Genomic DNA, 22,705 nt, shown 5'->3' on the forward strand with positions numbered 1-22,705 from the left:
GACGGGCAGTAACGCCGCGCGGGCGCCTTACAGGCGGGGGTCCCGTGCGGACAGCCGGACGGCGTTGGCCGCCTCGTCGGTGTCGGCCAGCTGTGCCTGCCGCTCGGCCTCGCTCCTGCGCGCGTAGCGCTCGATCTCGTGCGAGGTGGTCCCGGCGTCCCATCCCAGTACGGGGGCGATGACCGGCGCCACGTGCCGCGCGGCGCGCACTCCACGGTCGGCGGTCTCCGTTCCGATGTGCAGCCTGCGGCACAGTACGTCGTCCAGGTGCTGCGCGCCCTCGTGGGTCGCCGCGTACGCCGCCTCGACCATCAGGTAGTCCTCCGCGCCCGGGATCGGCTCGCCCCACTCGGGGTGCTCGGCGAGCTGGTCGAGCAGCTCCTCGACGAGCGAGCCGTACCGTCCGATCAACCGCTCGATCTGGTCCACGGGCAGGCCGGAGCGTTCGAACAGCCGGTGCCTGCAGTTCCAGACAGCCTGGTAACCATCGGCACCGAGCAGCGGGACCTCGGCCGAACACGACTCCGGGACGGTCCCTGCCACGTTCCGCAACGCGGCATCCACCGCGTCGGCGGCCATCACCCGGTAGGTGGTGTACTTGCCACCGGCGACGACGGTGAGCCCTTCCCGCGGGCACGTGACAGCGTGCTCGCGGCTCCACGCGCTCGTACTGCCCGCATCGGCGGTGAGCAGCGGCCGCAGCCCGGCGAAGGCACCCACCACATCGTCGCGGGTGAGCCTCGGCCGGATGGCCCGGTTGACGTTGCGCAGCAGGTAGTCGACATCCGCCCCGGTAGCCGCCGGATGGTCGAGATCCTGCTGCCACGGCGTGTCCGTGGTGCCGATCAGCCAGTGCCTGCCCCAGGGCCGCACGAACAGCACGCTGTCCTCGGCGCGGAGCAGGATCGCGGCCTCCGAGCGGATCCGCTCGCGTGGAACCAGCACGTGCACGCCCTTCGAGGCGCTCACCCGCAGGCCCCCGGTGGCTCCCGCGCGTGCGCTCAGGGTGTCGTTCCAGACCCCGGTCGCGCTGATCACCTGGTGCGCACGCACCGGCAACTCGTGCCCGGTGTCGCTGTCGCGTACCAGGACCCCGCTGATGCGCTCGCCCTCGGTGAGGAAATCGACGACCTTGGCCCCGGAGGCGACGACCGCCCCGTAGGCGGCCGCGGTACGCGCCAGAGTCACCGTGTGCCGTGCGTCGTCGACCTGCGCGTCGGAGAAGGTGACCGCGCCGGCGAGGCCGCCACCGCCGAGGTCGGGAGCCAGACGCTGCGCCGCCCTGCGACCGAGGTGCCGGTGCCGCGGTACGGCCCCCGCTCCCCCGATGCCGTCGTAGAGCATCAGGCCGGCTCCCACGTATGCCCGTTCCCAGGCCCGGTGCCGCAGCGGGTAGATGAACCGCACCGGCCGCACCAGGTGCGGGCACAACCGCTCCAGCATCAGCGCCCGCTCGGTCAGCGCCTGCCGCACCAGGCCGAACTTGCCCTGTTCGAGATAGCGCAGTCCACCGTGGATGAGCTTGCCGGACCGGCTCGACGTGCCGGCCGCGTAGTCGCGCATCTCCACGAGCGCGACCGACAAGCCCCTGCTCGCGGCGTCGAGTGCCGTGCCGCAACCCGTCACACCGCCCCCGACGACCACGACGTCAAAGGTCTCCCGAGCCATGCGTTCGAGCGCGCGCACGCGCTGCGCCGGATCCAGCCGGGCCCCTTCGGCCGTGCGTCCGTGTGCGTTACTTCCGGTACTCACGAGCTCCTCCACAACGGTCGTGCAGCTTCGCGGTGCTGCGTGAAACGGGCGAACCCACGCTCGTAGCTCTCGGCGAGCCGCCGGTCCGGCGCGACGACGTCCCCTGGCGGCAACCACGCATGCCGGTCGACCGCGTGCCCCATCGCCTCCAGGCCGCCGAGCACGGCCCCGCGCGGGCCGACGTTCGGATCCGGGGTCACCGTCAACGGCCGCTGCAGGACGTCGGCGAAGACCTGCAGCCACCGGCGTGACCGCGCCCCACCGCCGCACACGACGACCTCCCCCTCCAGCGGGGTCGACGCGAAGCAGTCGCGCGCCGCGTAGGCGATCCCCTCGCACGTGGCCCGGATCACGTCGGCCGCTGCTGTCGTCAGCCGTAGGCCGGTGAGCTGACCGCGGGCTCCCGCGTCGACGAACGGCGCACGTTCCCCGGAGGGCGACAGGTAGGGCAGCATCTCCACTCCCCCGGCCCCGGCGACGCTGCCCGCGATCGCCGCGTCGAGGTCGTCGTGGTCCTTGCCGAGCATGCCAAGGACCCAGTCCAGACTGGCGCTGCCGACCATGGCCGGCAGCACGCGCAGCCAGCGGCCGGGTCGCGTCGTCGCCAGGTGCATCCCTGTGGCGCCGGCCCGGGTCTGGACGTCGACGGTGTCGGTGACGACCGTGCAGGCGAGCGTCGTACCGATGATCAGCAGGCCGTCGCCCGGCTCGGTGACGCCGGCACCTGCCGGGCAGGCGGACAGGTCGAAAGGACCAGCTGTCACCGGCGTACCTTCGGCGAGCGTGGTCAGCGCGGCACCGGCCGCGTCGAGCGGGGCGACCGGCACCGGCCCGGTGACCGGCGGGAGCAGCCCGGCCCGGTGATCCAGCCGGCACAGCTTCAGTGCCTGCTCGGAGTAGCCCGCACCGTCGGGCCTGCCGAACGGCAGCGACGCGTCCGAGGGATCGGTGGCGCGCACGCCGGTCAACCGCTGGAAGATGACGTCCTTGCAGTACGTCGCGGTGCTCGCCCTGTCGAGCGCGTCGGGCTCGTGCTGGTCCAGCCACCGCAGGATGCAGGCCTGCGCGCCGGGGAACAGCGCGTTGCCGGTCACCCGGAAGACGCTCTCCGCCGTACCGTCGCGTTCCCACTCGGCGAGCACGCCGCTCGACCGAGCGTCCATCCAGGACACCGCCTTGCGGGTGGGCCACCCACGCTCGTCGACGAGCCAGCACCCGTCACCCTGGCCGGTGATGGCGAGCAGGCTCGGCGCCTGCCTCGTGCTGCTCCGGAGCAGTTCGGCGATCACCTCGGCCACGCTGGCCAGGACCTCCTCCACATCCTGCTCGACGCGATCCGGTGCGGGTTGCTCGAGCCGCGTGGCCCGCTCGACGACCGCGAGGCTCGTGCCCGCCTCGTCGAAGAGCGTGGCCTTGGTGACGGTGGTGCCTACGTCTACACCGAGAAAAGTCTCCATCGCCGGCCCTTACGTCGTGGATGGCTCGACCGTCTGCCCGTAGGTGGTCAGCTTCCCGCCGACACGGTCGATCTCGTCCTCCGGCAGCAGGCGCGGCCGGCCGAGCAGGCGCGCCTGGTAGTACATCTGGCAGACCCACTCGAGGTAAATGCTGCGGCTGTAGGCCTTGCTCAGGCTCTCCCCGTAGGTGGTCGCCCCGTGGTTGGCCAGAACGACACCGTACCGGTCCTTCATCGCGTGCACGCTGTTCTCGGCCAGCTCCGGGCTGCCGAAGGTGGCATAGGGAGCCACCCGCACGGGCCCGCCGAGCAGGGCGATCATGTAGTGCACCGGCGGGATCTCGTCGAGCAGTGTGGACAGGGCGCTGGCATAGAGCGGGTGGGTGTGCACGACAGCGACCGCATCCGTGTGCTGGTAGACCTTGGTGTGCATGGGCACCTCGGAGGAAGGCTCCAGCTGCCCGTCCACGTGCCTTCCGGAAAGGTCGATGACGCTGATCGACTCCGGCGTGAGCTCGTCGTAGGCGGCCCCGCTCGGGGTGATGGCGATCAGGTCGCCACTGCGGATGCTGATGTTGCCCGACGTTCCTACGGTGAGGTTGTCGGCCTGCATCCGCTTGCCGTAGTCGACAAGCTGGCGCCGTTCGTCGTTCAGAAGCATGATGGTATTCCCTTCGTTTCCCGTGTTGTTCAGTCCGTCGGGTGACGCACCGGCCGGAGCTGCCCGCTCAGCGAACTCTCCTGCCGGTCTCCGCGCTGAACAGGTAGGTGCGGTCACGGCGCAGGGCCAGTGACACCTCGCGGCCGGGTTCCAGACCCAGCCCCGGAGCCGTCTGGGCGACGATGCGCTCCTCGGCACCGGGCAGCTCGACCGTGAGCAGGCCGTGCTCGAGCAGGTTCTCGTAGACCACGACAACGCCGCTGACGTCCGCGTCGGCCTCGCCGGCGAGCACGACGTCCTCCGGTCGCACGCCGAGCACGACCGGCCCCACCGCATCCGGTACGTCGCCGACGGCCACGCGGGTCTCCGTGGACAGCCGGACGGTGCCGTCCGCCTGGTGGGCGCCGTCGAGCAGGTTCATCGGCGGTTCCCCGACGAACCGGGCGACGAACAGGTTCATCGGGTCGTCGTAGATCTCGTCCGGAGTGCCGACCTGCTGCACGACACCGTCGTTCATCACCACGACCCGGTCGGCGAGGCTCAGCGCCTCCTCCTGGTCGTGGATGACCAGGATCGTGGTGTATCCGAGCTCCTGCTGCAGGTGCCGAAGCTCGCGCCGCGTCGTGTCACGCTGCCCGGCGTCCAGATGCGACAGTGGCTCGTCGAGCAACAGCACATCGGGTCGCCGGACGATCGCTCGCGCCAGCGCCACCCGCTGTTTCTGCCCGGAGGACAATCCCACCGGTGTGGCATCCAGGATGTCGGTGAGGCCGATGCGGTGCGCCACATCGGCGACCCGCTTCTTGCGGTCGCCCTTCCCGCGCGCCCGCAGGCCGAACGCGATGTTCTCCGAGACACTCAGCGGCGGGTACAGGGCGTAGTTCTCGAACGCGACACCGATGTTGCGCCGCTGCGGGGGCAACCCGACGACCGAGCTGCTGCCGACCCGGATGTCTCCGCTGGTGGCATCCTCCAACCCGGCGATCATGCGCAGGGTGGTCGACTTCCCGCACCCGGACGGCCCGAGAAGGCCGACCAGCTCGCCGCTGTCTACCTCGAGGTCGAAACCGCGCACCGCATGGACCTCCGGACGCCCCTTGGTCCGGTAGGTCTTGCGCAGATCCCGTATCGCAAGGTCACTCATTGTTTCCACTCCATCTCCGGTGAACAGTCCCGGTGATTCGCTGATCGTTCGGGTGCGGTCACGACGCGAGTTCGTAGGCGACATCCCGGCGCGCCAGCTCGGCCAAGGCGTGCTCCGGGGCACCGGAGTCGACGATGACCAGGTCGAACTCGGACAGTGAGACCAGCCGCCGCAGGGCCACCTTGCCGAGCTTGCTGTGGTCGACCAGCAGGTATCGCCTCGCCGCGACCTCGAGCATCTTGCGCTTCACCGCGACGATGCGATCCTCCTGATGGAAGCTGTACTGGCCGGACAGCGCCGAGGTGGACATGAACACAGCGTCCACCCGGATCGACTCGATGCACTCCAGACAGGTCTCACCGAGAAACGAGTCGTGCAACGGCTCGTAGTCGCCACCGAGCGCCATCAACGCGACCTCACGTATCTGGCTCAGCTGGCGCATCCCCTCCAGGTAGTTCGTCGCCACCCGCAGGGGTGTGAAGCCGGCCAGGTGCGGGATCATCTTGGCGGCCGTGGTCGCGTCGTCCAGCATGATCGACATACCGGGCTCGACGTACTGCAACGCGTGCTTGGCGATCGCTTCCTTCTCCGCGCGCATCGCCTTCTGCCGGTACGCCACGTTGGACTCGAAGACACCGGATGGCAGCGCCGTGACACCACCCCGGTACTTGCGCACGAACCCTTGCCGTTCGAGCTCGTCCAGGTCCCTGTGGATGGTCATGACGCTGACATCGAACAACGTGGCCAGCTCCTGCGCGGAGAGACTTCCGCGCTCCAGCACGAGATCAGAGATCTCCTTCTGCCGACCTTCCGGACTTCGCACGATCCTGCCCTCCATTACGATGAGATCCGCCTCTCGTCCTCGCCCCGCGCGAAGACGTGCACCGCGCACGGGTCGAGCGACAGCCCCACCCTGTCGTCTCTGGCGAGGTCGGGTACATCCTCGCGCGGCACGACCACCGACAGCAGCGCCGTACCGACCTGGACGGTGACCTCGGTCTGCCTGCCGAGGTGTTCGAGGACGTAGACGACCCCGTCCACCCGCACCCGACCTGCGGGCACGTCCTCGGCACCGGGATGCAGCTCCAGGTCGTGCGGCCGGACACCGATACGCACCGCCTCACCCGCGTTCGCCTCGACCCCCGGTACAGGCACCTCGACGGCGCCGTCCGAGCTGACGAACCGGATACCGTGCTCGCCGTCGACGAGGCCTCCGTCCACGAAACCGATCCGCGGCTTGCCGAACGCCTCCGCGACGAACGCGTTGCACGGCCTGTCCCAGATCTCCTCGGGGGTGCCGACCTGCAGGATGCGGCCTTCCCTGAGGACACCGATGCGGTCGGCCAACGACAGCGCCTCCACGTAGTCGTGCGTGACGTAGATCGTGGTGGTGGTCAGGTCACCGTGGCTGATGCTCTTGAGCTCCGCGCGCATGGCCGTACGCAGCTTCGCGTCCAGGTGGGCGAGCGGCTCGTCGAGCAGGTACGCCTCCGCGGGCCGGACGAGCACCCGGCCGAGGGCGACCCGCTGCCGTTGGCCGTTGGACAGCTGATCCACGCCGCGGTGCAGCAGCTGTGCGACTCCGAGCATCTCCGCCGTGCGGCCCACCCGCTCGCGTGCCTCGTCGTCGGACAGCCGGAAACGCGGCGAGCGCAGTGGGGAGGCCATGTTGTCGAATACGTTGAGCTGCGGGTAGAGCGCGTAGCTCTCGAAGCACATCGCGAGGTTGCGATGGTTCGGCTCGACGTCTCCCACGTCATGGCCGGCAAGGCGCACGGTACCTTCGTCCGGCCGGACCAGGCCCGCGACGCTCTTGCACGTGGTCGTCTTGCCCGCGCCGGACGGCCCGAGGAGGCAGAAGAACTCGCCGTCGGCCACCGAGAACGACACGTCGTCGAGCGCGACAAGCTTGCCGAACTTCTTCCGTATGCCCTGTACCTCGATCGCTGCCATCAGCTTTTCACCGCCCCGAAGGATAGGCCGCGTACCAGGTAACGCTGGATGAACAGCGCGAGTACAAGCGGCGGGAGCGCGGCCATGACGACTCCCGCCGCGACAAGGTTGAACTGAACCTGATTGCCCCCGAGGAAGGCCAGCGAGCTCACCGTCACGGTCTGCGCGTTGCTTGAGGTCAGCGTGAACGGGAAGATGAAGTTGTTCCAGGCGAAGATGAACGCGAGCAGCGAGACCGCGGCGATGCCCGGGCGCACCAGGGGAAGGACCGTCTTGAAGAAGGCCTGCCGCCGGGTGTAGCCGTCGAGTAGCGCGGCCTCCTCCAGCTCGGCAGGCAGATCCTGGAAGAACGAGCGCAGGATCCACACCACCAGCGGCATCGTCACCAGCTGAAGTACCCAGATCATGCCGACGAACGTGTCGTACAGCCCGAGCTGCTGGTAGATAACGCTCAGCGGGATGATGACGGCGAGCTCCGGCGCGAAGCGGAAGCTCAGCAGTGTGAACAGCAGGTCCTCGCTGCCACGGAAGCGGTACCGCGCTGCCGCGTACGCCGCGGGGATGCCGATGGCCAGGGAGACAAGCACCGCACCGACCGAGGTCACCAGGCTGGCGAGGAAGAAGCGTACGTAGGACGAACCGCCGTCACCGATGCCGAGCACGGTCCGGTAGTTCTCGAACGTCGGGCTGAATGCCAGGTAGGTCGTGGTCTGGTCCGCATTGGACTTCAAGCTCAGCGCCAGGATGAACACGATCGGGATCAACGAGAAGGCGAAGTAGGCCGCCAGCGAGACGTTCGCGAGCGACCCGGCGAGCGCCTTGCGCCTGCTGGACCGCAACTCCGGCCGCGGCCGCGCGGGCGCCGCGTCGCTACCGGCGGCGGTGCTGCCGCTCGGGTCTGCCGTTTCGGTAACCGTTGTGGACATCGACATCACACTCCCGCGGCGCGGTTCTGGACCCTGCGCAGGTAGCGGACCAGGATCATCAAGGTCAGGAACACCAGCGCCCACAGCAAGATCATGTGGGTGAGGCCTTGGCTGTACCGCGCGTAGCTGATCGCGTCGAGGTAGGCACTGATCTGCAGGGTGGTCGTCGCGTTGCCGGGGCCGCCCGTGGTGAGGCCGAAGATGACGTCGAACATCTTCAGGTTGTCCATGAGCCGGAAGATCACCGCGACAAGCACGTACGGCCAGATCATGGGCAGCGTCAGCCTGCGGAAGGTCAGCCACCAGCCCGCCCCGTCGACCGCTGCCGCCTCGAACGGTGAGCGCGGCAGCGAACGGAGCCCGGCCAGCGCGATGATGGCGACGAACGGGGTGAAGATCCAGGTATCGACGACCACGGACCAGGCGAACGCTCCCACGGGAGAGTCCGTCCCCGTGTAGTTGCCGATGCCCACGGACTCGGCGATCGGGCGAACCCAGCCGACCTCCGGAAGCAGGAACAGGCGCCACATGATCGCGGCAAGGATCGGCGCCACCATCAGCGGCGCGATCAGCGCCCGCTCGAAGATCCGGCCGATCAGGCTGCTGCGGTTGAGCAGCAGTGCCACCCCGATCCCCAGGACCGTCTCGACCGCGGTCGCTGCCAGCGCGAACAACCCGGTGACCCGGGCGGAGTTCCAGAACGCGTCGCTGGAAAGGATGTTCGCGAAGTTGTCGAAGCCGATGAAGTCCGGTTCGGGGTTGGTGGCGGAGAAGTCGAAGAACGTGTACGAGACACCGAGGACGAACGGGTAGAGCACGCCCACACACAGCAACACCGCCGGGACGACCAGGATGTAGGGCCGCAGGGCGCGGCGCCGCCTGGAGACGGTCGGCGCCGCGCGCAGCGACGGCTGGGCAGCGCTGGGCTGCCGGTCTTCGGTATCGACGGGTGCCGACATCACTGGTTGACCGTCCTGTCGAGGTCACTGGCCAGACGGTCGAGGGTCGACGCCGCGTCGTCGCCACCGTAGATCTGCTGCAGCGCGGCAGCCCACGAGGTCGTGGCGTCGAAGAAGCTGGTCTGCGGGGTGAACTGGATCTCGGTGTGCGGCATGACCTCTTCGAACGTCTCGATGAACCCGGTGTGCTTGGACAGCATGTCCTTGTACTCGCCCGAGTCGGCGACCGACTGACGGACGGCGTCGATGTGCTGCTTCTCGGTCGCGGCGAACTGCAGGTGCTCCTTCGACGTGGCCCACTGGAGGAACCACCACGCCGCCTCCTTGTTCTCGGATGCGCCGTTCATCCCGAGCGACCAGATCCACATGTTCGTGTCCAGCGAGCCATCGGGACCCTTGGGCCCCGGGTACCAGGCGATCTTGCCCTCCGCGGCCGTGTCGGTGTTCTGGAAGTACGACGCGATATCGGCGTCGAACAGCATGCCCGCCTTGCCTGCACCGAGATCGCTGGAGGCCTGGTACCAGGTGTAGGAGGTCCACCCGGACGGCCCCGAGTCCCGGACCATCCGGGCCCACTTATCGGTGAACTCGACCGCCTCCGGCGAGTTCATCTTCGGGACGAGCTCGCCACCCGAGAAGTCGAAGTCGGTCAAGCCCATCCGCGAGTACATCGTCATGAACCCGGGATGGATGGTCGCCCATTCCTTGGAGCCGCGCACCGCGATGCCGTACATGTCACCGAAGCCCGCCGCCGGGGCCTTCTCGGTGATGGCGGCGGCGACCTCGATCAGTTCGTCGAAGGTCTCCGCGGGTCGCAGGCCGAGCTTGTCGAACACGTCCTTGCGGTAGGCGACGGTGTTGGTCTCGAATCCCCACGGCAGCATCCACTGCTGCTCGCCGCCCAGTGGAGCGCCCTTCTCGAAGTTCCACTGCCCCGCGGTGAGCAGGTTGGGGAAGAAGTCATCGGGGTCGAACTCGGCGTGCGTGGCCGACGAGTTCTGGATCCACGGGTTGAGGTCCTCGAGGTAGCCGGGTGGACCGTACTGCCACACCATGTACGAACCCAGCATGAAGGCGTCATAGTTGCCCTGCTGGGATTGCAGCTCCAGCGTGAGCTTGTCGAAGTAGTTCGCCTCGGGAAACTCGTCGATCTCCAGGCTGATGCCGGTCTGCTCCTCGAACTCCTTCCGGTTCGCCTTGAGTGCGTCGGTGTACGGGTGCTTGTTCATCAGCAGCCGCACGGTCGTGCCTTCGTGCTTGCGCCAGTCGAACGAGCCGGTGACAGCGTCCGCCTCGGAGCCGCCGCCCTGCCCCCCGGCGCCGCCGAAGCCGCAGGCCTGCAATATCGGTGAGCCGGCGGCGACGGCTGCCGCGGTGCCGGCGATGCGCAACATGCCCCGTCTGCTGATCCCCCTGCTCGCGAGACTGTCGAAAAACTGGTTGTGGTCCATGGTGCTGACGAAACCTCCGAATGATCGGCGCGCAACCACGCGAGTCCCCCGCGCTGCTCGGCCAGAAGCCTTCGCTGTCGAGCAGTGCGGTCCCCGACCCGGGACAACACCCTCGTGGTGGTCTGTGTCACAGGAGTTTGCTGCTTTCTTAACATCAAGTCAAGTGTTGTTCACATAAATTATCGTTATTAACGTGAAGATGACACACTCAAACCCTGTGACATGCAGCTATGAAGCGCTCCGGTCGACCGTGTCGATCTCAGAGATAACGAACCATGATGTGCTCATCACGAGCAGCTGGCACTGGCGTCCCGGACGCCCCGCGACGGTTCAGCCGTGTCGCAGGCCCGAAGCCTCGCGGAGACGCACCAGCTCGGCCGCGACCGGCTCAGGTTCGATCTCGGGCCCGAGGTGACCGACGCCCGCGATCTCGCGTACCCGGCAATCGGCGATCCGCTCGGCGAGCTCGGTCACCACCGCGGTGTAGAACGGGTTGGTCCGCGAGCCGCGCAGCAGCAGCACCGGCATCGTGACCCGTTCGAGTAGCGCGAGCTCGGTGAGCCGGGGAAGGCCGGACTGTGCCTGCTCCTCCAGGACGACGGGGACGAGCGGCGCCATCTCCCGGGCCGCGTCCACCTCGGAGAGAATCGCCCGCTCGGTGTCGTTGGCCATGGCCAGCTCCTCGAGGAAGATCCAGGCCCCGTCGGCCGGTCTCCCCTCGTCGACGGCACGGCGCACCCGGGCGAAGGCGTCCGAGAACCGTGCGGATACCTTCTCGTCGGCGAGCTCGGTGAGCGTCGGCTCGTAGAGCGCGAGCGCGCCGACCGCCGAGGTGTGTGCCGCTGCCTCCAGGGCGTGGGTCCCGCCCGCCGAGTGGCCGAACAGCAGCACCTCGTTCCCGATGCTCTCGACGAACGCGACGACATCGGCCACGAGGCGCTCGCGCGAGTGGTCGGGGTGGTCTCCGCTCATGCCACGGCCACGCGTGTTGATCGCGTAGCAGGTGAAGTGCTCAGACAGGTGCGGAAGCAGCGCCGGCCAGGCGGTCTCGCCGTCGGCCGGGCCGCCCGGCACGAGTACGAGCGGCGGTCCGTGGCCGTGCACACGTCCGGCGATCTCAGTGCCGTCGGCCGAAATGGCTCGGTGAATGCGGCAGGTGTCCATGTGTGGCTCCTTCCCGGTGGGTTCTTCCCGAGCCTGCACCGGCCGCGGCGGAGCGCGGATCAGTAGAACTACCGGTCCTGGCCGTCGAGCAGGTCGTGCTCCATGGCGAACATGGCTGCCGTCGCCCTGCTCGACGTGCCGATCTTCGTGTAGATCCGCTGCACATGGAACTCGGCCGTGCGCCTGGAGATCGCCAGCCGCTCGGCGATGCGCTTGTTGCTGCACCCTCCCGCGACCAGCCGGAGCACCTCCACCTCACGGGTGGTCAATCCCGCGGGTAGCTCCCGCCGGACCGCCGCAGTCATGTGCCCGGCCGCGGCCAGCACGGCGGCCACGGCATCCGCGTCGAGCCGGCCGCCCGCCGCGTCGTCGCGCAGCCACTGCTCGGCCTGCTCGGGCGCCAGCGCAGGCCGGTGCGCCCGCTGCTGGGTCATCGCCTGGTAGGCGTCGGCCGCCGCCAGCACCCGCGCTGCCATCGTGAGCTCGGTGGACGCGCAACCACGGTGATAGCCGCTCCCGTCGCACCGTTCGTGATGCGTTCCGACCAGCCGCGCGAGGGGTGCAAGCCGGTCCGATCCCGACAGGATCCGCTCGGAGTGATAGGCGTGCAGCCGTACCTGCTCCCACTCGTGCGCGCTGAGCCGGTCCGGTTTCTCCCAGATGGTGGTCGACACGGCTACCCGGCCCACATCGTGCAGCAGTCCCGCCACCTCGAGGTCGGCAACCTCGTCCGGGCCCAGGTTCAGCCGCTGCCCGGCCGCGCGGGCCAGTGCGGCCACCTCGCGCGAGTGACCGTGCGTGTACGGCGTCTTGAGGTCGGCAAGGTCGCCGAACACCCCGGCGATGTCGACCAACCGCCACTCGGGTACCGACACCACCGGTCCGGGCTCGGCCTCCAGCACCAGGTCGCGGGGGTCGGTGGCGTTGACCTTGCCCAGCAGCGCCGCCGCCCGGCCGGTGAAATGCTCGGCGAGCTGCGGATCCACCATGCCGCCGCCGCGGCGGCGTACCGCGTCGACTGCCGCCTCGACCCCACCGATGGTGTCGAACAGCACGGCGATGCCGGTGAGCATGGCGAGTCGCGCCGCGACAGGGATGGCCTCGCCTGCCAGACCGGCAGGCGAGCCGCCTCCGTTCCACCACTCGGCGGAGTGGTAGATGCTGTGCTGCACCCCGTCGGGCAGGCCGAGGCGTCGCGCCGCGTCCCGCCCGACCTCGCACGAGGCGGTGTCGTAGGCGGCGCCGAAACGTTTGCCCCTGGTGAGCGAGGTGACGGCCAGCTGTACCCGCCGCAGCGGCGAGCGACCCCGTGTCACCGCCGGAACGATCGTCGCCGCGACGTCCCGCGGGTCCGCCAGATCGGACTGCTCCGCGGCCATGTTCACGACGAACTCGTTCCCGAACACCCGCGCTGTCTCGTGCGCGTAGCCGACACACCCCACGTGGAACAGCAGTCCCGTGTACATCGCCGCCCGGACGTCCTCGTCCGGCAGGTCCAGCGAGCGGCCCAGCTCGATCGCGAGTGCCGATGAACGCAGCGACTCACCGGCCTGCAGCCCGAAGCCCAGATCGCCCAGCCGCGACAGTCCTGTCAGCAACTCCGCCAGTCGCACCGACATCCTCCCAGCTTCCTCCTGAGAACGTTGATCCGAAATGACCGGATGGGTGCCCGTGGTCGTGCCGACCGGCGGGGACCCTGCTGGGGGAGCCAATCGGGTCGGGCAACAGGGACACATTCTGAGTCTGCCAGCGGGATCGGTGATCACCTCACCCTGGCTTGCCCACGCCCGCACGCTCTGTCACGCGCGCGATTCCCGGCTCGCGGCGCGTGGGACGCGAAGGACGAGTACGGCCGAGACTGCCATGACCAGCGCTGAGGCCGCGACCAGCCGCCGGAACAGTGCCCACGGGTCGGTGCTCGCGGATCCAGCGGGGGCGGGCTCGGCACGGCGCACCGTCAGCAGCGTCCCGGGCCCGACCGCAGCAGGTACGGCGCCCGTCCTCGCCAGGTGGTCCCGCCCATCGAGGTCGTACCGTCCTGCTGTATCCGCATCGCCGCCTCCCGGGTGTGAGAGTCGTGGTCCCCGTCGGCGGCGAGGAGCCGGCTCAGCGCCGCAAGGTCCATCCGGTCACCGGCGTCCGTGGGTACAGACGTGATCGCCGAGACCCCGAGGTCGCGGAACCGCAGCGCCCTGTCGACGGTGTCGTGCCGACCCTGACTTGGCAGCACCCGGGTCGGCGGTGCCCCGACCAGCCCGTGCGTCTCGATGTCCCAGCCCGCTCGCCAGGACCGGCTGGCGTCGAGACGACCCCTCGCTGCGCCAGGTCTTCGCCAGCCGGCTGATGCCCGACGCCACCCGGCAGACCTGGGAAGCCTTCAACGAGCTACAACGCATGACCACCTCGACCGAGAATGTGGTGCGGTTCCTCGACGCGTTCGCCCACATCGACGTGACCGGCATCGTGGACCAGGTGCGCTGCTCCACCCTCATCGTGCACGCGCGCGGCGACGTGCGGGTGCCGCAGGCGCAGGCGCAGGAACTGGCCGCGCGCATCCCCGGCAGCCGGCTCGTGCTGCTGGACAGCCGCAACCACATCCTGACCGGAACCGAGCCTGCCTGGCCCGTGTTTCTCGACGAGATCGATCGTTTCCTGGCCGCAAGCTGACCGCGCCGGCGCCCGGCTCCGCATGCGATGGCCGATCCCCTACCGAGGCACGACCACGAGGGGGACGTTCCCGATGTGGGAACGGCCCGGCCCATCGCATGCTCGGGGCAGTCGTCCCAGCGGCGGAACGCGGGACCGGACGTGAAAGGGCAACGGTCATGGAAGCCAACCGATCCTTCTCCCCCACGAGCGTGCCGGTGCCCGGCCCGATGAGCACGCTGTCCGAACTGACCTGTCTTGTGCTGCGCCGTCCTGGCCCGCACGCGACCACGAGCCAGCTGGCCGGATACTTCGAAAGGGTCGCCACGGTACACAGCCGCCTAGCGGAGGAAGCGAGAACGGTCGCTGAACGTGAGGCGGAGGTGGGGCTGGCCTGCCGCATCCGTGACCGGGCAGAGCGACTGTCGACTTCGGCCATGCCCGTAGTCGCGCCGCAATGAGCGCCGGCGGCGCGCGGGACCCTGCTGGTAGTGCCACTTGTGCCGGGCGAACCTGGCACGTGATGGGCCTACCGGCAGGGTCGGTGATCAACTCACGCCGCACCGGGCTGCTGGCGACCGCGCTGGCGCTCGGCTCCACGCGCGAAGGCCGCCCTGACCCGCCGTGCCAGCCGCGGCGGGTCGTTCGCGTCCTCCCAACCCCAGCGCAGCACCTCGTAGCCCGCGTCGGCGAGCCACTCCTCCCTGCGCTTCTCGGTACGCACGACGTCACGTGCGGAGCGGCCATCACCCGGCTCGTACTTGCCGAGCCCGTCGGCCTCCCCCACCACGCGAACGTCGTCCCACAGGAAGTCGACGCGACAGCGCGGGCCACGATCGTCGCCGAGCGTCACCTGGGTGCGTGGTGCGGGCAGGTTCTGCTCGTGTATCGCGATCCGGGACAGCGACTCCAACACCGACTCCGCCAGCGGGTCGGCGAAGTCGATCACCCGCCGTGCCCGAGTCGTACCGGACCACGTCGAGCACTCCCCGAGCAGAGCGCGCAGCCGGGCGATCGACACCAGACCCGCCCGCAGCGCCGAGTCCGCTACCACCACGCCTTCGGCGAAGGACCGCGTTCGCGCCAGGTCCACCACGGTACGCGCAGCGGATGTGATCGGGACGCCGTGTCTGGTCGCCCGGTGATGGCTCGGTAGCGCCGCCGAACGCAGCACGTAGCCGTTGCGGTGCGTGCCCTTGACCGCCGCCGCACCGGTCAGTAGGACGGGTTCCCGGACACGCGAGTCGAGCAGGTCCAGCCCGAGAATCCGGGCGGCGGAATTCCCACCCGCAACCGCGTCGAAGCCGAGGACAAGCCGCACCGCCGCCACGTCGACGGCATGACGCCGTTCCGGGCAACCCGCCACGGCGGCGAGCTGCGCTGCCTGGACGTACACTCCACGCCGCAGCGGGACCCACCTTCCGCTGCGCAGCGCACGCCGGATGGCCGCCCTGTCGCAGCCTGCCGCGCGCGCCTGGGCCACGGTGAAGGGCGTTACTGCGTCGGGCACGATGTCCTCCCCTCGTCGGACAGCACGGTATGCCGGAGGTACGACACAGATCCGGGGACCCTGCCGGTCGTGCCACTCGCACCGGGTGAACCGGGCACGTGGTGGTCCTACCGGCAGGGTCGGTGTCGGTAACGGCACGGGTGACTCGTCCCGTCACCGAGCCCCACTGGCTCACGACACGGCAGGTGCTTGCCGCGCAGCCGCGGCCCGTCCCGAGCTGGCCCGTGTCAACCGCGGTGCGCGCCAGAGCTGGTACGCCAGCGGCCACAACGCGACGAGGCCGGCGATGGCCTGCACGTAGAACTGCACCGCGCCGAGCGGAACCATCCGCGACAGGGCAAGCACGACGAGCGCGGTGACGACCAGGTACGTCAGTGAGCGGTTCAGGATCCGGCAGGAGGCGACAGCCCATGCGAATCCCACGATCCCGACGGCGAAAAGAAGCCCGCCGCTCGCCAGGATCGGGATGAACCATGGCTGCAGCTCGCTCTGGACTCCGGCGACGTCACCTCCGGTCAACGCGGCCGCCATGGGCGCGAACTCGAGCGCAGGCAGCAGCGCGTACAGGGCGCTGCCGGCGAGCACGAACGGCAGCGCCCACGCGCTGTGCCGGTCCTCCCCGGCGTCGCGCAGCCACACCCGGACAGCCAGGAAGGCCAGCGCGGTCAGGATGACGCCCACGGCGGTGAGCAGGTGTACGACTCCCCACTGCGTCGTGCCCTGTTCGACGGCCGAAGCGACGCCGGTAGCGTCCGGCAACCGCGCGATGAACGGGTGGCTGACGAGCGCCGCGAACATCATCGCCGGTGCCAGCGCGAGGGCGGTGGCACCGAACCGCGCCCGGGTTGTCGACGTTGTCGATGTCATGATCTTCTCTCCTTGGTGTGTGCGGGGACGGGCCGTCCCCTTGATCGTTTGATTCCGGTAGCAACAGCGAGCCCGGTGTGCAGTACTGCTCCGGGACGGCCGCCCGAGCGCTCCCGCAACATCCCGTCCAGCACCTGCCGGGTGTCTGCGATCCGACGGTCGGTCAACCCGATGCTCCGCCCGGTCCCGGTCGGGTCGCCGGACATCACCACGTCCCACAGGTGCTGGGCCGACCGGAACCGCGTGCTGACGTCGGTGGTCATCACCTGCACACCGGCAAGCCCGGCTGTGGTAAGCGCGCGACGCAACTGATGCGGATCGTCGAACGGCTCCGCGTATGCAGGTAGGTCCGCGGGCCGGGCGGCACCGGGCACCGCCACGTGCAGGGCGCTCCGGAAGAACCTGCCCCATTCCGTCCGCCACGGCGCCCCGGACGCGGCGACCACCACCCGGCCACCCGGCTTCGTGACGCGCACCAGTTCCGCCAGCCCCGCGCGGGGATCGTGGAACCAGGCGATGCCGTCGAGCGAGGCGGCCACGTCGAAGCTCCCGTCGTCGACCTCGATGGCCTGACCGTCCATGACCTGACCGTCGAGATCGGACAGTCCGGCTGTAGCCGCCCGTGCCGTGAGCCTGCTGATCATCGTGGGTGCGAAATCGACGGCGACGACCCGAGCACCGAGCCGGGCGGCCGGGACGGCGAGCGCCCCGACGCCCGCACCCGCGTCGAGGCAACGCAGGCCGGGCCGGATACCGAACTCACCGATGATCGCCTGCGCGAGGGTGGTCGCCAGGGGCGCGACGTACTCGTCGTAGGCCGGGGCGATCTTCTCCCACGCGACGCGCCGCTGCTCGGTGGTCCGCAACCCGGTGGTCATCGCCGTCTCTCCTCAGCAGGGTCCGGTCAGTCCCGGCTGTGCACGCTCACGTGGATCTCGGTGCGACCGGCCACGTGGTCGCCGGGCCCGCGCCTCACGCCTGGATCTCGTTCGGTTGGCATCATCGGTCCCCGTTCTCCTCGCCGACACCGACGAGCAGAGCATCCGGCAAACCGACCCACCGGCGCTTCGGCGGAAGCACCCATCTCCGGCGGCCCGGGACGGATGGGCATTTCTGTGTAGCCGCCCCTGGGGTCGAGGTGCGCTACACCAGCTGGTGCCGGTAGGCGTAGGCGGTGGCTGCGGCCCGGGACGCGACGCCGAGCTTGGCGAAGATGTTGCTGAGGTGGCGTGCCACGGTCTTCTCGCTCAACACGAGCCGGTCGGCGACTTCGCGGTTGCTCGCCCCCGTAGCGACCAGCCGAAGCACGTCGACCTCGCGCGCGGTCAGTCCGCCGGGTGCGCTCGCCCTCGACCGGCCGGACAGCTCGGCGGCCTTGGTCAGCGCCGGGCCCGCACCGAGCTGCTCGAACACCCGGCGGGCGGCATCGAGCTCCATGCTCGCCGTGTCATGGTCACCAAGCCGCCGGCAGGCCCGGCTCATCAGCAGGCGCACCTGTGCCGCCTCGTACGGCGCGTCGAGCTCCTGCCAGGACAGCCACGCGCGCCGCAGCGCCACACACGCGGCGTGGTCGTCACCGTCGGCGAGCATGATCGCCCCGCGTGCGGACGCAGCGACCGCACGCAGGTAGGGGGTGTCGAGATCGGCAGCGAACTCCGCCAGCTCGTCGCTCGCCGTGCGGGCCGCGTCGATATCCCCGGCGGCCAGCACGATCTCGACGAACGCGGCCAGCACCCGGCAGCGTTTCACGCGGTCGTCCTCGGCCTCGGCGACGACCCGCCGGATAGCCGCCTCGGCCTCGTCGATACGCCCCTGGGCCAGGCGCAGCAACGCCAGCCCCGGCTGCACGGCATGTCCGGCCTCACCCGCCTTACGGTAGGCCCGTTCCGACCCCGAGAACTCGCCGCGCAGCCGCAGCAACTCAGCCAGCTGGTAATGGGCCATCCCCAGTACAGGGTCCCCCGGCGGGTCGGCCAGATGCTCGCAGGCCTGCTGCGCCTCCGCCATGGCATCGGGCCACTCGCCGCGCAGCTGCATGATCTCCGAACGATGCACGAGGCACTGGCCCCGGTACGGCTTGAGGTCCTGCTGGTTCGCACACCACCGGGTCAGCGCCACCGTCCACTCCTGCGCACGGCGCCAGTCGAAGATGTCCCTGCAGGAGATCACCAGCACGCAGTAGACGAGCCCGGCCGCCATCGGCGACACGTCGCCCGTGGTCACCGCGAGCATCGCCTCGTCGAGCATCGCCATGCCCCGGCGCACGTCGCCGCCCGAGATCAGTGCCCGCCCGCGACCCATCGTGCCCAGCGCGATGAGATCGGCGTCGCCGAAGCGGTGTGCGATCCTCACGGCCTCGTCGAACATCTCGTGGGCCCGGTGCGGGTCACCGGAGTCCAGTGCCCTCCTCGCGGCGGGAATCAGCAGGTAGCCGCACTCGACGGCATCCAGAGCGTGCTCGTCGAGCAACCGCTGGGCCCGTCCGAACCAGCCACCCGCCTCGGCATGCCTGCCGCGTTGCACCAGGAAGTACCCGAGCCAGAACGCGGAGCGGGCGGCGCGGCCGATGTCAGCCCGATCGAGGAACGCTCGATGGGCCCGCTCGAAGCCCTCGACGGCAGCATCGTCGTGGCCGATGAAGTACGCAGCCTTCGCGAGCCGGTCGAGGTCGTCCGCGTCCAACGGCGTAGGCCCATCCGCCGCCGACAGCTGCTCGTAGGCATCCCGCCAGGCGCGACGCGCGTACGACTCCCGGCCTTGCGTGACTGCGTCGGTAGCGTGCATCGGGAATCCCTACTGAAGGAACCGTCCCGGCCCGACCACCGGCAGGGGCGGATCAGCCTGCGCCTGGTCCGGCACACGCACCGAGCGGGGCGCCACGATCACCGCGTTAATCATCCCACTTGTCCGACCCCGAAGCCAGTGTTCGGAAGCCCGCGATCCGCATGCGTGGCGTGAGCGGTCGCGCGCCAGACCGTCGGCCTGGCGACCAGCGGAGGCATCATGCCCGGCACCGGTGTCGCGGGGCTGACCCTTGGCGGCGGTACCGGCTACCTGAACCGCAAGTACGGGCCGGCGTGCGACAACCTGCTCTCAGCGGACGTGGTGAACGCGGACGGGCGATTCCGCGACCACCATCAGCCGGCCGACCCGGAAAGCCCCATCGAGGCAGAAGCGACCGAGATGTCCTCTCCCGGCAGGCTGACACCGACGTCCCTGCTGCTAGTGCCAGCCAATCCGGAGAAGGCGGACGGATTGTTGGGCCTACCAGCAGGGACCGTGGTGCCGTCCACAACAGACGAGGTGGAGCTCGGTATCCGACGATCAGATCGCGCTGAGCTCGGGATCAGGCCGGTGGATGTCGATCGCACTGATACGCACGGCCTCATCGCACGGTAGGTCAGCGGCCTCGGCATGTTCCAGCAACGCCTCGGGGCCCGTCGCCTGGTACAGGCACAGCGTGCCCAACCGGCCATCGGGTTCCTCGAGCAGGTAGGAGCGGATCTTGCGAACGGTGTCGTTGCGCTTGTCCGCTTCTGCGTTCGAGCGCGCGTCCGCGGCTGCGAGCTCGGCCTGACTGCCCCAGCCGCTTCGGCGGAAAATAACGTACAGGTCCATGTCGTCCTCCTTCGGTCGATGCCAGCGGGCATCCGACCCGCTGGCTACGACGTCGAGCCTGGCAGCGCACGCTGAAACTCTCATCGGAAAAGCGAGCCATTGACGACCGAGCTCGTTGTGGGTACGACTACCCATCCCGCTGGGAAACGAGACCGTGGTCGTAGGCGAACGCAGCGGCGGCAGTACGAGACGAGAGCTCGAGCTTGCCGAAGATGTTGGACAGGTGTCGGTGAACCGTCTTCTCGCTGATAACCAACTCCGCGGCGATCTCCCTGTTGCTGCGGCCCGTGGCCACCAGGCGCAATACCTCGACCTCGCGGTCACTCAGCCCACCAGGCAGCGGTGCACTGGCAGCGCGCTCGGCGGCGTGCCGTGCATCGGTGGCGGCGCCCAGCCGCTGGAACACGACGCGGGCGGCTTCGAGCTCGAGCTCGACGGCACTGTCATCGCCGAGCGCGCGGTAGGCCTCCGCGATCAACACCCGCGTCCTCGCGGCCTCGTAAGGCGCATCCAAGTCCTGCCAACTGCGGCAGGCCGCACGGAGAGCGGCCAACGCCTCGCTGGCGGACCCCTCGGCAAGGTGTACCCGTCCCCGCGCTTGTGACGCAGTCGCCTCCAGTCCCGAACTGCCGTACGCGTGCGCAGTGCTCTCGAGCTCTGCGCACGCACCAGCGGCAGTCGTGAGGTCTCCCGCAACGGTGGCCACCTCGACTTGTGCCGCGCACAGCCGAGCGCGCTTCAGGCGGTCGTTTCGCTCGCAGGCCAGTGCGGCACGCAGTGATCCGACCGCCACGTCGACTCGGCCCTCCGTGAGCCTGAGCAGCGCCAGTCCCGGCTGCGGGTCGCGGCCGAGCCGATGGGCGTGCTTGAACGACTCTTCCGCGCCGGTCCGATCGCCTTTGAGCCTGCGGATCTCGCCCAGTTCGTAATGACCTTCGGCCGCGCTCAGGACGTGAACGTGCGACATGTCCTGGCACGCGCGGCTCGCTTCGCGTTCGGCCCGTCTCCAGTCGCCCTGGACCTGCAACACCTGCGCGCGGTGGACCCGGCAGATTCCCGGTAGCGTGCTGACCTCAGGATGCACATCCAACTGGCGCGTCGCCACCATCGTCCACTCCACCGCTCGGCGAAGATCGAGCAGCTCCTGACACACGTCCATAAGGTGGCAGTAGATCGCTCCGGCCCAGGTCGGGTCGAGCTGGTCGGACACCGCCGCCAGCATCGCCTCGTCTAGTAGCGACAACCCGTCGCCAACCAATCCCTGCTTCACCAACGCCCGCCCCTGGCCGAGTACGCCCAGCGCGGCCACATTCGGGTCGCCGAGCCTGTTCCCCAGCGCTTCCATGCGGCGCGCGTAGGACAACGCGTTTTCGACGTCCCCGTCGCCCATGGTGGCGAACATGTCGGTATAGAGCAGGTAACCGTGCACCGCGCTGTCGGGTTCGTCCGCGACCAGCCTGCGCACCCGCGACAACCATGCGCTGCCCCGCGCTGTCTCGCCACGCTCCTGGGAATGGATGCCGAGCAGCAACGCCGACATCGCCGCCTGCAAGGGTTGTCCGGCTGCCAGGAACCGGCGGTACGCCTCCTCGAAGCCTTCGAGGCATTCGGCGATTCGGCCGAGCCACCACGCCGATTTCGCCGCGGCATGACAGTCATCGGGCGAGAGTTCACCCTGCTCACGGGCCGCCGCGAACCCCTTGCAGGCCGAATGCCAGTCGTGACGGCTGTACGCCTCGCGGGCCGCCACCAGCACGTCGCTGGTCTCCATCCAACGAGCCTAGACGAGCATGGCGTGGCGGAAAATTCCGATTCCTAACGATCGAGCCGAGACGCAGCCAGGCATGAGGCGTACCGCCGAACGCGGCGAGGCGATTCGCCGCGATCCGAAACCCCGATCATCCAGCCGCGGCAGCTCCGTCAGCAGCTCCGCCGGCCTCCCCTGTTCCGGAGAGCCTCAGCAGCTGTCCACCTCACGGAGCGCGGCGACACGATCGAGCGGGATCGTCGCCGGGCCGTCGGCGGTGTTCACCCGGACCGCTCCGGCGGGTGCGTCCCCGAGCCGGCCGCACCATGCCTGACCGCCCACGTCGCGCACCTCGATCGCGCCGCCGCCGGAGGTATCCGGCCACCATGCGGTCAGGGTGGCGGCGACGACCAGCAGTAATGCGAGGAAGCTGAGGCGGGTACCACCACGGAGCCGGCCCCACGTCCGGGACTGCGCACCGTCACCGAGCGCGCTCGCAGGCGCCGTTTCCCGCACCGGGTACGCCACCCGTGCAACCAGGAATATCGCCGAGCCGCCGAGCGCGAAGGCGAGCACGGCGAGCGCCGCGGCCAGCCACTGCAGCCACGCCGGTCCAGCGGGCCCTCCGGTGGTCCAGAGGGCACCGCACAGCCCGATGAAGCCGACCACCGCGAGCTGGACGCGCAGCCAGCCACGGGCAGAGCCCGCGAGCTCATCGCGCGCGTGCGTGCCTGCACCGGATGCGGCCACGTCGTATGCGGGGTCGGCTTCGTCGTGTGGCGACATGTCCCTGTCGTACCGTACTCCGGACTCCCGCGCCAGATGTCAGGAAAGGACCCTGCTGGCAGCTC

The 22,705-nt window shown here is 69.4% G+C and carries 22 protein-coding genes; 3 read left to right on the plus strand and 19 right to left on the minus strand.

The window, feature by feature from the left end; all coding sequences use genetic code 11:
- Positions 1–27 precede the first annotated feature (27 nt).
- From CHB84_RS12275 to CHB84_RS12330, 12 genes are all read right to left on the minus strand, one after another.
- Entirely contained in the window at positions 28–1,668 is a 1,641-nt protein-coding gene (locus tag CHB84_RS12275; protein ID WP_089301797.1) for a glycerol-3-phosphate dehydrogenase/oxidase, read from the minus strand.
- 80 nt (positions 1,669–1,748) lie between these two features.
- Entirely contained in the window at positions 1,749–3,209 is a 1,461-nt protein-coding gene (locus tag CHB84_RS12280; protein ID WP_089301716.1) for an FGGY-family carbohydrate kinase, read from the minus strand.
- A gap of 9 nt (positions 3,210–3,218) precedes the next feature.
- Positions 3,219–3,869: a class II aldolase/adducin family protein gene (locus CHB84_RS12285; protein ID WP_089301717.1), complete on the minus strand. Its 651-nt coding sequence runs from the start codon at positions 3,867–3,869 to the stop codon at positions 3,219–3,221.
- A 67-nt stretch (positions 3,870–3,936) separates the two neighbouring features.
- The gene (locus CHB84_RS12290; RefSeq protein WP_089301718.1) at positions 3,937–5,013 is read right to left on the minus strand and encodes an ABC transporter ATP-binding protein; all 1,077 of its coding nucleotides are present in this window, start codon (positions 5,011–5,013) and stop codon (positions 3,937–3,939) included.
- A 58-nt stretch (positions 5,014–5,071) separates the two neighbouring features.
- Positions 5,072–5,836: a DeoR/GlpR family DNA-binding transcription regulator gene (locus tag CHB84_RS12295; protein WP_245818702.1), complete on the minus strand. Its 765-nt coding sequence runs from the start codon at positions 5,834–5,836 to the stop codon at positions 5,072–5,074.
- 14 nt (positions 5,837–5,850) lie between these two features.
- Positions 5,851–6,966: an ABC transporter ATP-binding protein gene (locus CHB84_RS12300; protein WP_089301720.1), complete on the minus strand. Its 1,116-nt coding sequence runs from the start codon at positions 6,964–6,966 to the stop codon at positions 5,851–5,853.
- On the minus strand, positions 6,966–7,892 hold the full coding sequence (locus CHB84_RS12305) for a carbohydrate ABC transporter permease (protein WP_089301798.1): 927 nt from the start codon (positions 7,890–7,892) through the stop codon (positions 6,966–6,968). The genes CHB84_RS12300 and CHB84_RS12305 overlap by 1 nt, the downstream gene beginning before the upstream one ends.
- A gap of 5 nt (positions 7,893–7,897) precedes the next feature.
- A complete protein-coding gene (locus CHB84_RS12310) occupies positions 7,898–8,851 on the minus strand; it encodes a carbohydrate ABC transporter permease (RefSeq protein WP_089301721.1) in 954 nt (317 codons plus the stop codon).
- Positions 8,851–10,302 carry an ABC transporter substrate-binding protein gene (locus tag CHB84_RS12315; RefSeq protein ID WP_245818703.1) on the minus strand — a complete coding sequence of 484 codons (1,452 nt, stop codon included), beginning with the start codon at positions 10,300–10,302 and terminating at the stop codon, positions 8,851–8,853. Before CHB84_RS12315 ends, CHB84_RS12310 begins: the two co-directional genes overlap by 1 nt.
- Before the next feature lie 330 nt (positions 10,303–10,632).
- The gene (locus CHB84_RS12320) at positions 10,633–11,466 is read right to left on the minus strand and encodes an alpha/beta fold hydrolase (RefSeq protein WP_089301722.1); all 834 of its coding nucleotides are present in this window, start codon (positions 11,464–11,466) and stop codon (positions 10,633–10,635) included.
- A 68-nt stretch (positions 11,467–11,534) separates the two neighbouring features.
- The gene (locus CHB84_RS23795) at positions 11,535–13,085 is read right to left on the minus strand and encodes an HD domain-containing phosphohydrolase (RefSeq protein ID WP_176439922.1); all 1,551 of its coding nucleotides are present in this window, start codon (positions 13,083–13,085) and stop codon (positions 11,535–11,537) included.
- 338 nt (positions 13,086–13,423) lie between these two features.
- Entirely contained in the window at positions 13,424–13,696 is a 273-nt protein-coding gene (locus CHB84_RS12330) for a hypothetical protein (RefSeq protein ID WP_089301724.1), read from the minus strand.
- A gap of 113 nt (positions 13,697–13,809) precedes the next feature.
- Here CHB84_RS12330 and CHB84_RS12335 point away from each other — a divergent pair, with 113 nt between their 5' ends.
- The gene (locus CHB84_RS12335) at positions 13,810–14,133 is read left to right on the plus strand and encodes an alpha/beta fold hydrolase (RefSeq protein ID WP_176439923.1); all 324 of its coding nucleotides are present in this window, start codon (positions 13,810–13,812) and stop codon (positions 14,131–14,133) included.
- Between the two features lie 158 nt (positions 14,134–14,291).
- Positions 14,292–14,573 carry a hypothetical protein gene (locus CHB84_RS22380; RefSeq protein ID WP_141134661.1) on the plus strand — a complete coding sequence of 94 codons (282 nt, stop codon included), beginning with the start codon at positions 14,292–14,294 and terminating at the stop codon, positions 14,571–14,573.
- 92 nt (positions 14,574–14,665) lie between these two features.
- Here CHB84_RS22380 and CHB84_RS12340 read toward each other — a convergent pair whose 3' ends face one another.
- The 4 genes from CHB84_RS12340 to CHB84_RS12355 all read right to left on the minus strand — a co-directional run bounded on the left by CHB84_RS12340 (position 14,666) and on the right by CHB84_RS12355 (position 19,273).
- Entirely contained in the window at positions 14,666–15,622 is a 957-nt protein-coding gene (locus CHB84_RS12340) for a type IV toxin-antitoxin system AbiEi family antitoxin domain-containing protein (protein WP_176439924.1), read from the minus strand.
- A gap of 171 nt (positions 15,623–15,793) precedes the next feature.
- Positions 15,794–16,489: a hypothetical protein gene (locus tag CHB84_RS12345; RefSeq protein WP_089301726.1), complete on the minus strand. Its 696-nt coding sequence runs from the start codon at positions 16,487–16,489 to the stop codon at positions 15,794–15,796.
- On the minus strand, positions 16,486–17,367 hold the full coding sequence (locus CHB84_RS12350; RefSeq protein ID WP_089301727.1) for a class I SAM-dependent methyltransferase: 882 nt from the start codon (positions 17,365–17,367) through the stop codon (positions 16,486–16,488). The genes CHB84_RS12345 and CHB84_RS12350 overlap by 4 nt, the downstream gene beginning before the upstream one ends.
- Positions 17,368–17,632: 265 nt before the next feature.
- Positions 17,633–19,273: a helix-turn-helix transcriptional regulator gene (locus CHB84_RS12355; RefSeq protein WP_089301728.1), complete on the minus strand. Its 1,641-nt coding sequence runs from the start codon at positions 19,271–19,273 to the stop codon at positions 17,633–17,635.
- A 219-nt stretch (positions 19,274–19,492) separates the two neighbouring features.
- On the opposite strand from CHB84_RS12355, the gene CHB84_RS23910 reads away from it, so the two are divergent.
- On the plus strand, positions 19,493–19,888 hold the full coding sequence (locus tag CHB84_RS23910; protein ID WP_089301729.1) for an FAD-binding protein: 396 nt from the start codon (positions 19,493–19,495) through the stop codon (positions 19,886–19,888).
- Here the strand turns inward: CHB84_RS23910 and CHB84_RS12365 are convergent.
- The 3 genes from CHB84_RS12365 to CHB84_RS12375 form a co-directional block, all read right to left on the minus strand.
- Complete coding sequence (locus tag CHB84_RS12365) at positions 19,814–20,107, minus strand: nickel-binding protein (protein WP_089301730.1); 294 nt, start codon at positions 20,105–20,107, stop codon at positions 19,814–19,816. The genes CHB84_RS23910 and CHB84_RS12365 overlap by 75 nt on opposite strands.
- 127 nt (positions 20,108–20,234) lie before the next feature.
- Positions 20,235–21,878: a helix-turn-helix transcriptional regulator gene (locus CHB84_RS12370; protein ID WP_089301731.1), complete on the minus strand. Its 1,644-nt coding sequence runs from the start codon at positions 21,876–21,878 to the stop codon at positions 20,235–20,237.
- A 186-nt stretch (positions 21,879–22,064) separates the two neighbouring features.
- Positions 22,065–22,640, minus strand: coding sequence for a hypothetical protein (locus tag CHB84_RS12375; RefSeq protein ID WP_089301732.1), 576 nt, complete (start codon positions 22,638–22,640; stop codon positions 22,065–22,067).
- Between the last annotated feature and the right edge of the window lie 65 nt (positions 22,641–22,705).

This window comes from Haloechinothrix alba (assembly GCF_900188115.1).
Lineage (GTDB): Bacteria > Actinomycetota > Actinomycetes > Mycobacteriales > Pseudonocardiaceae > Haloechinothrix > Haloechinothrix alba.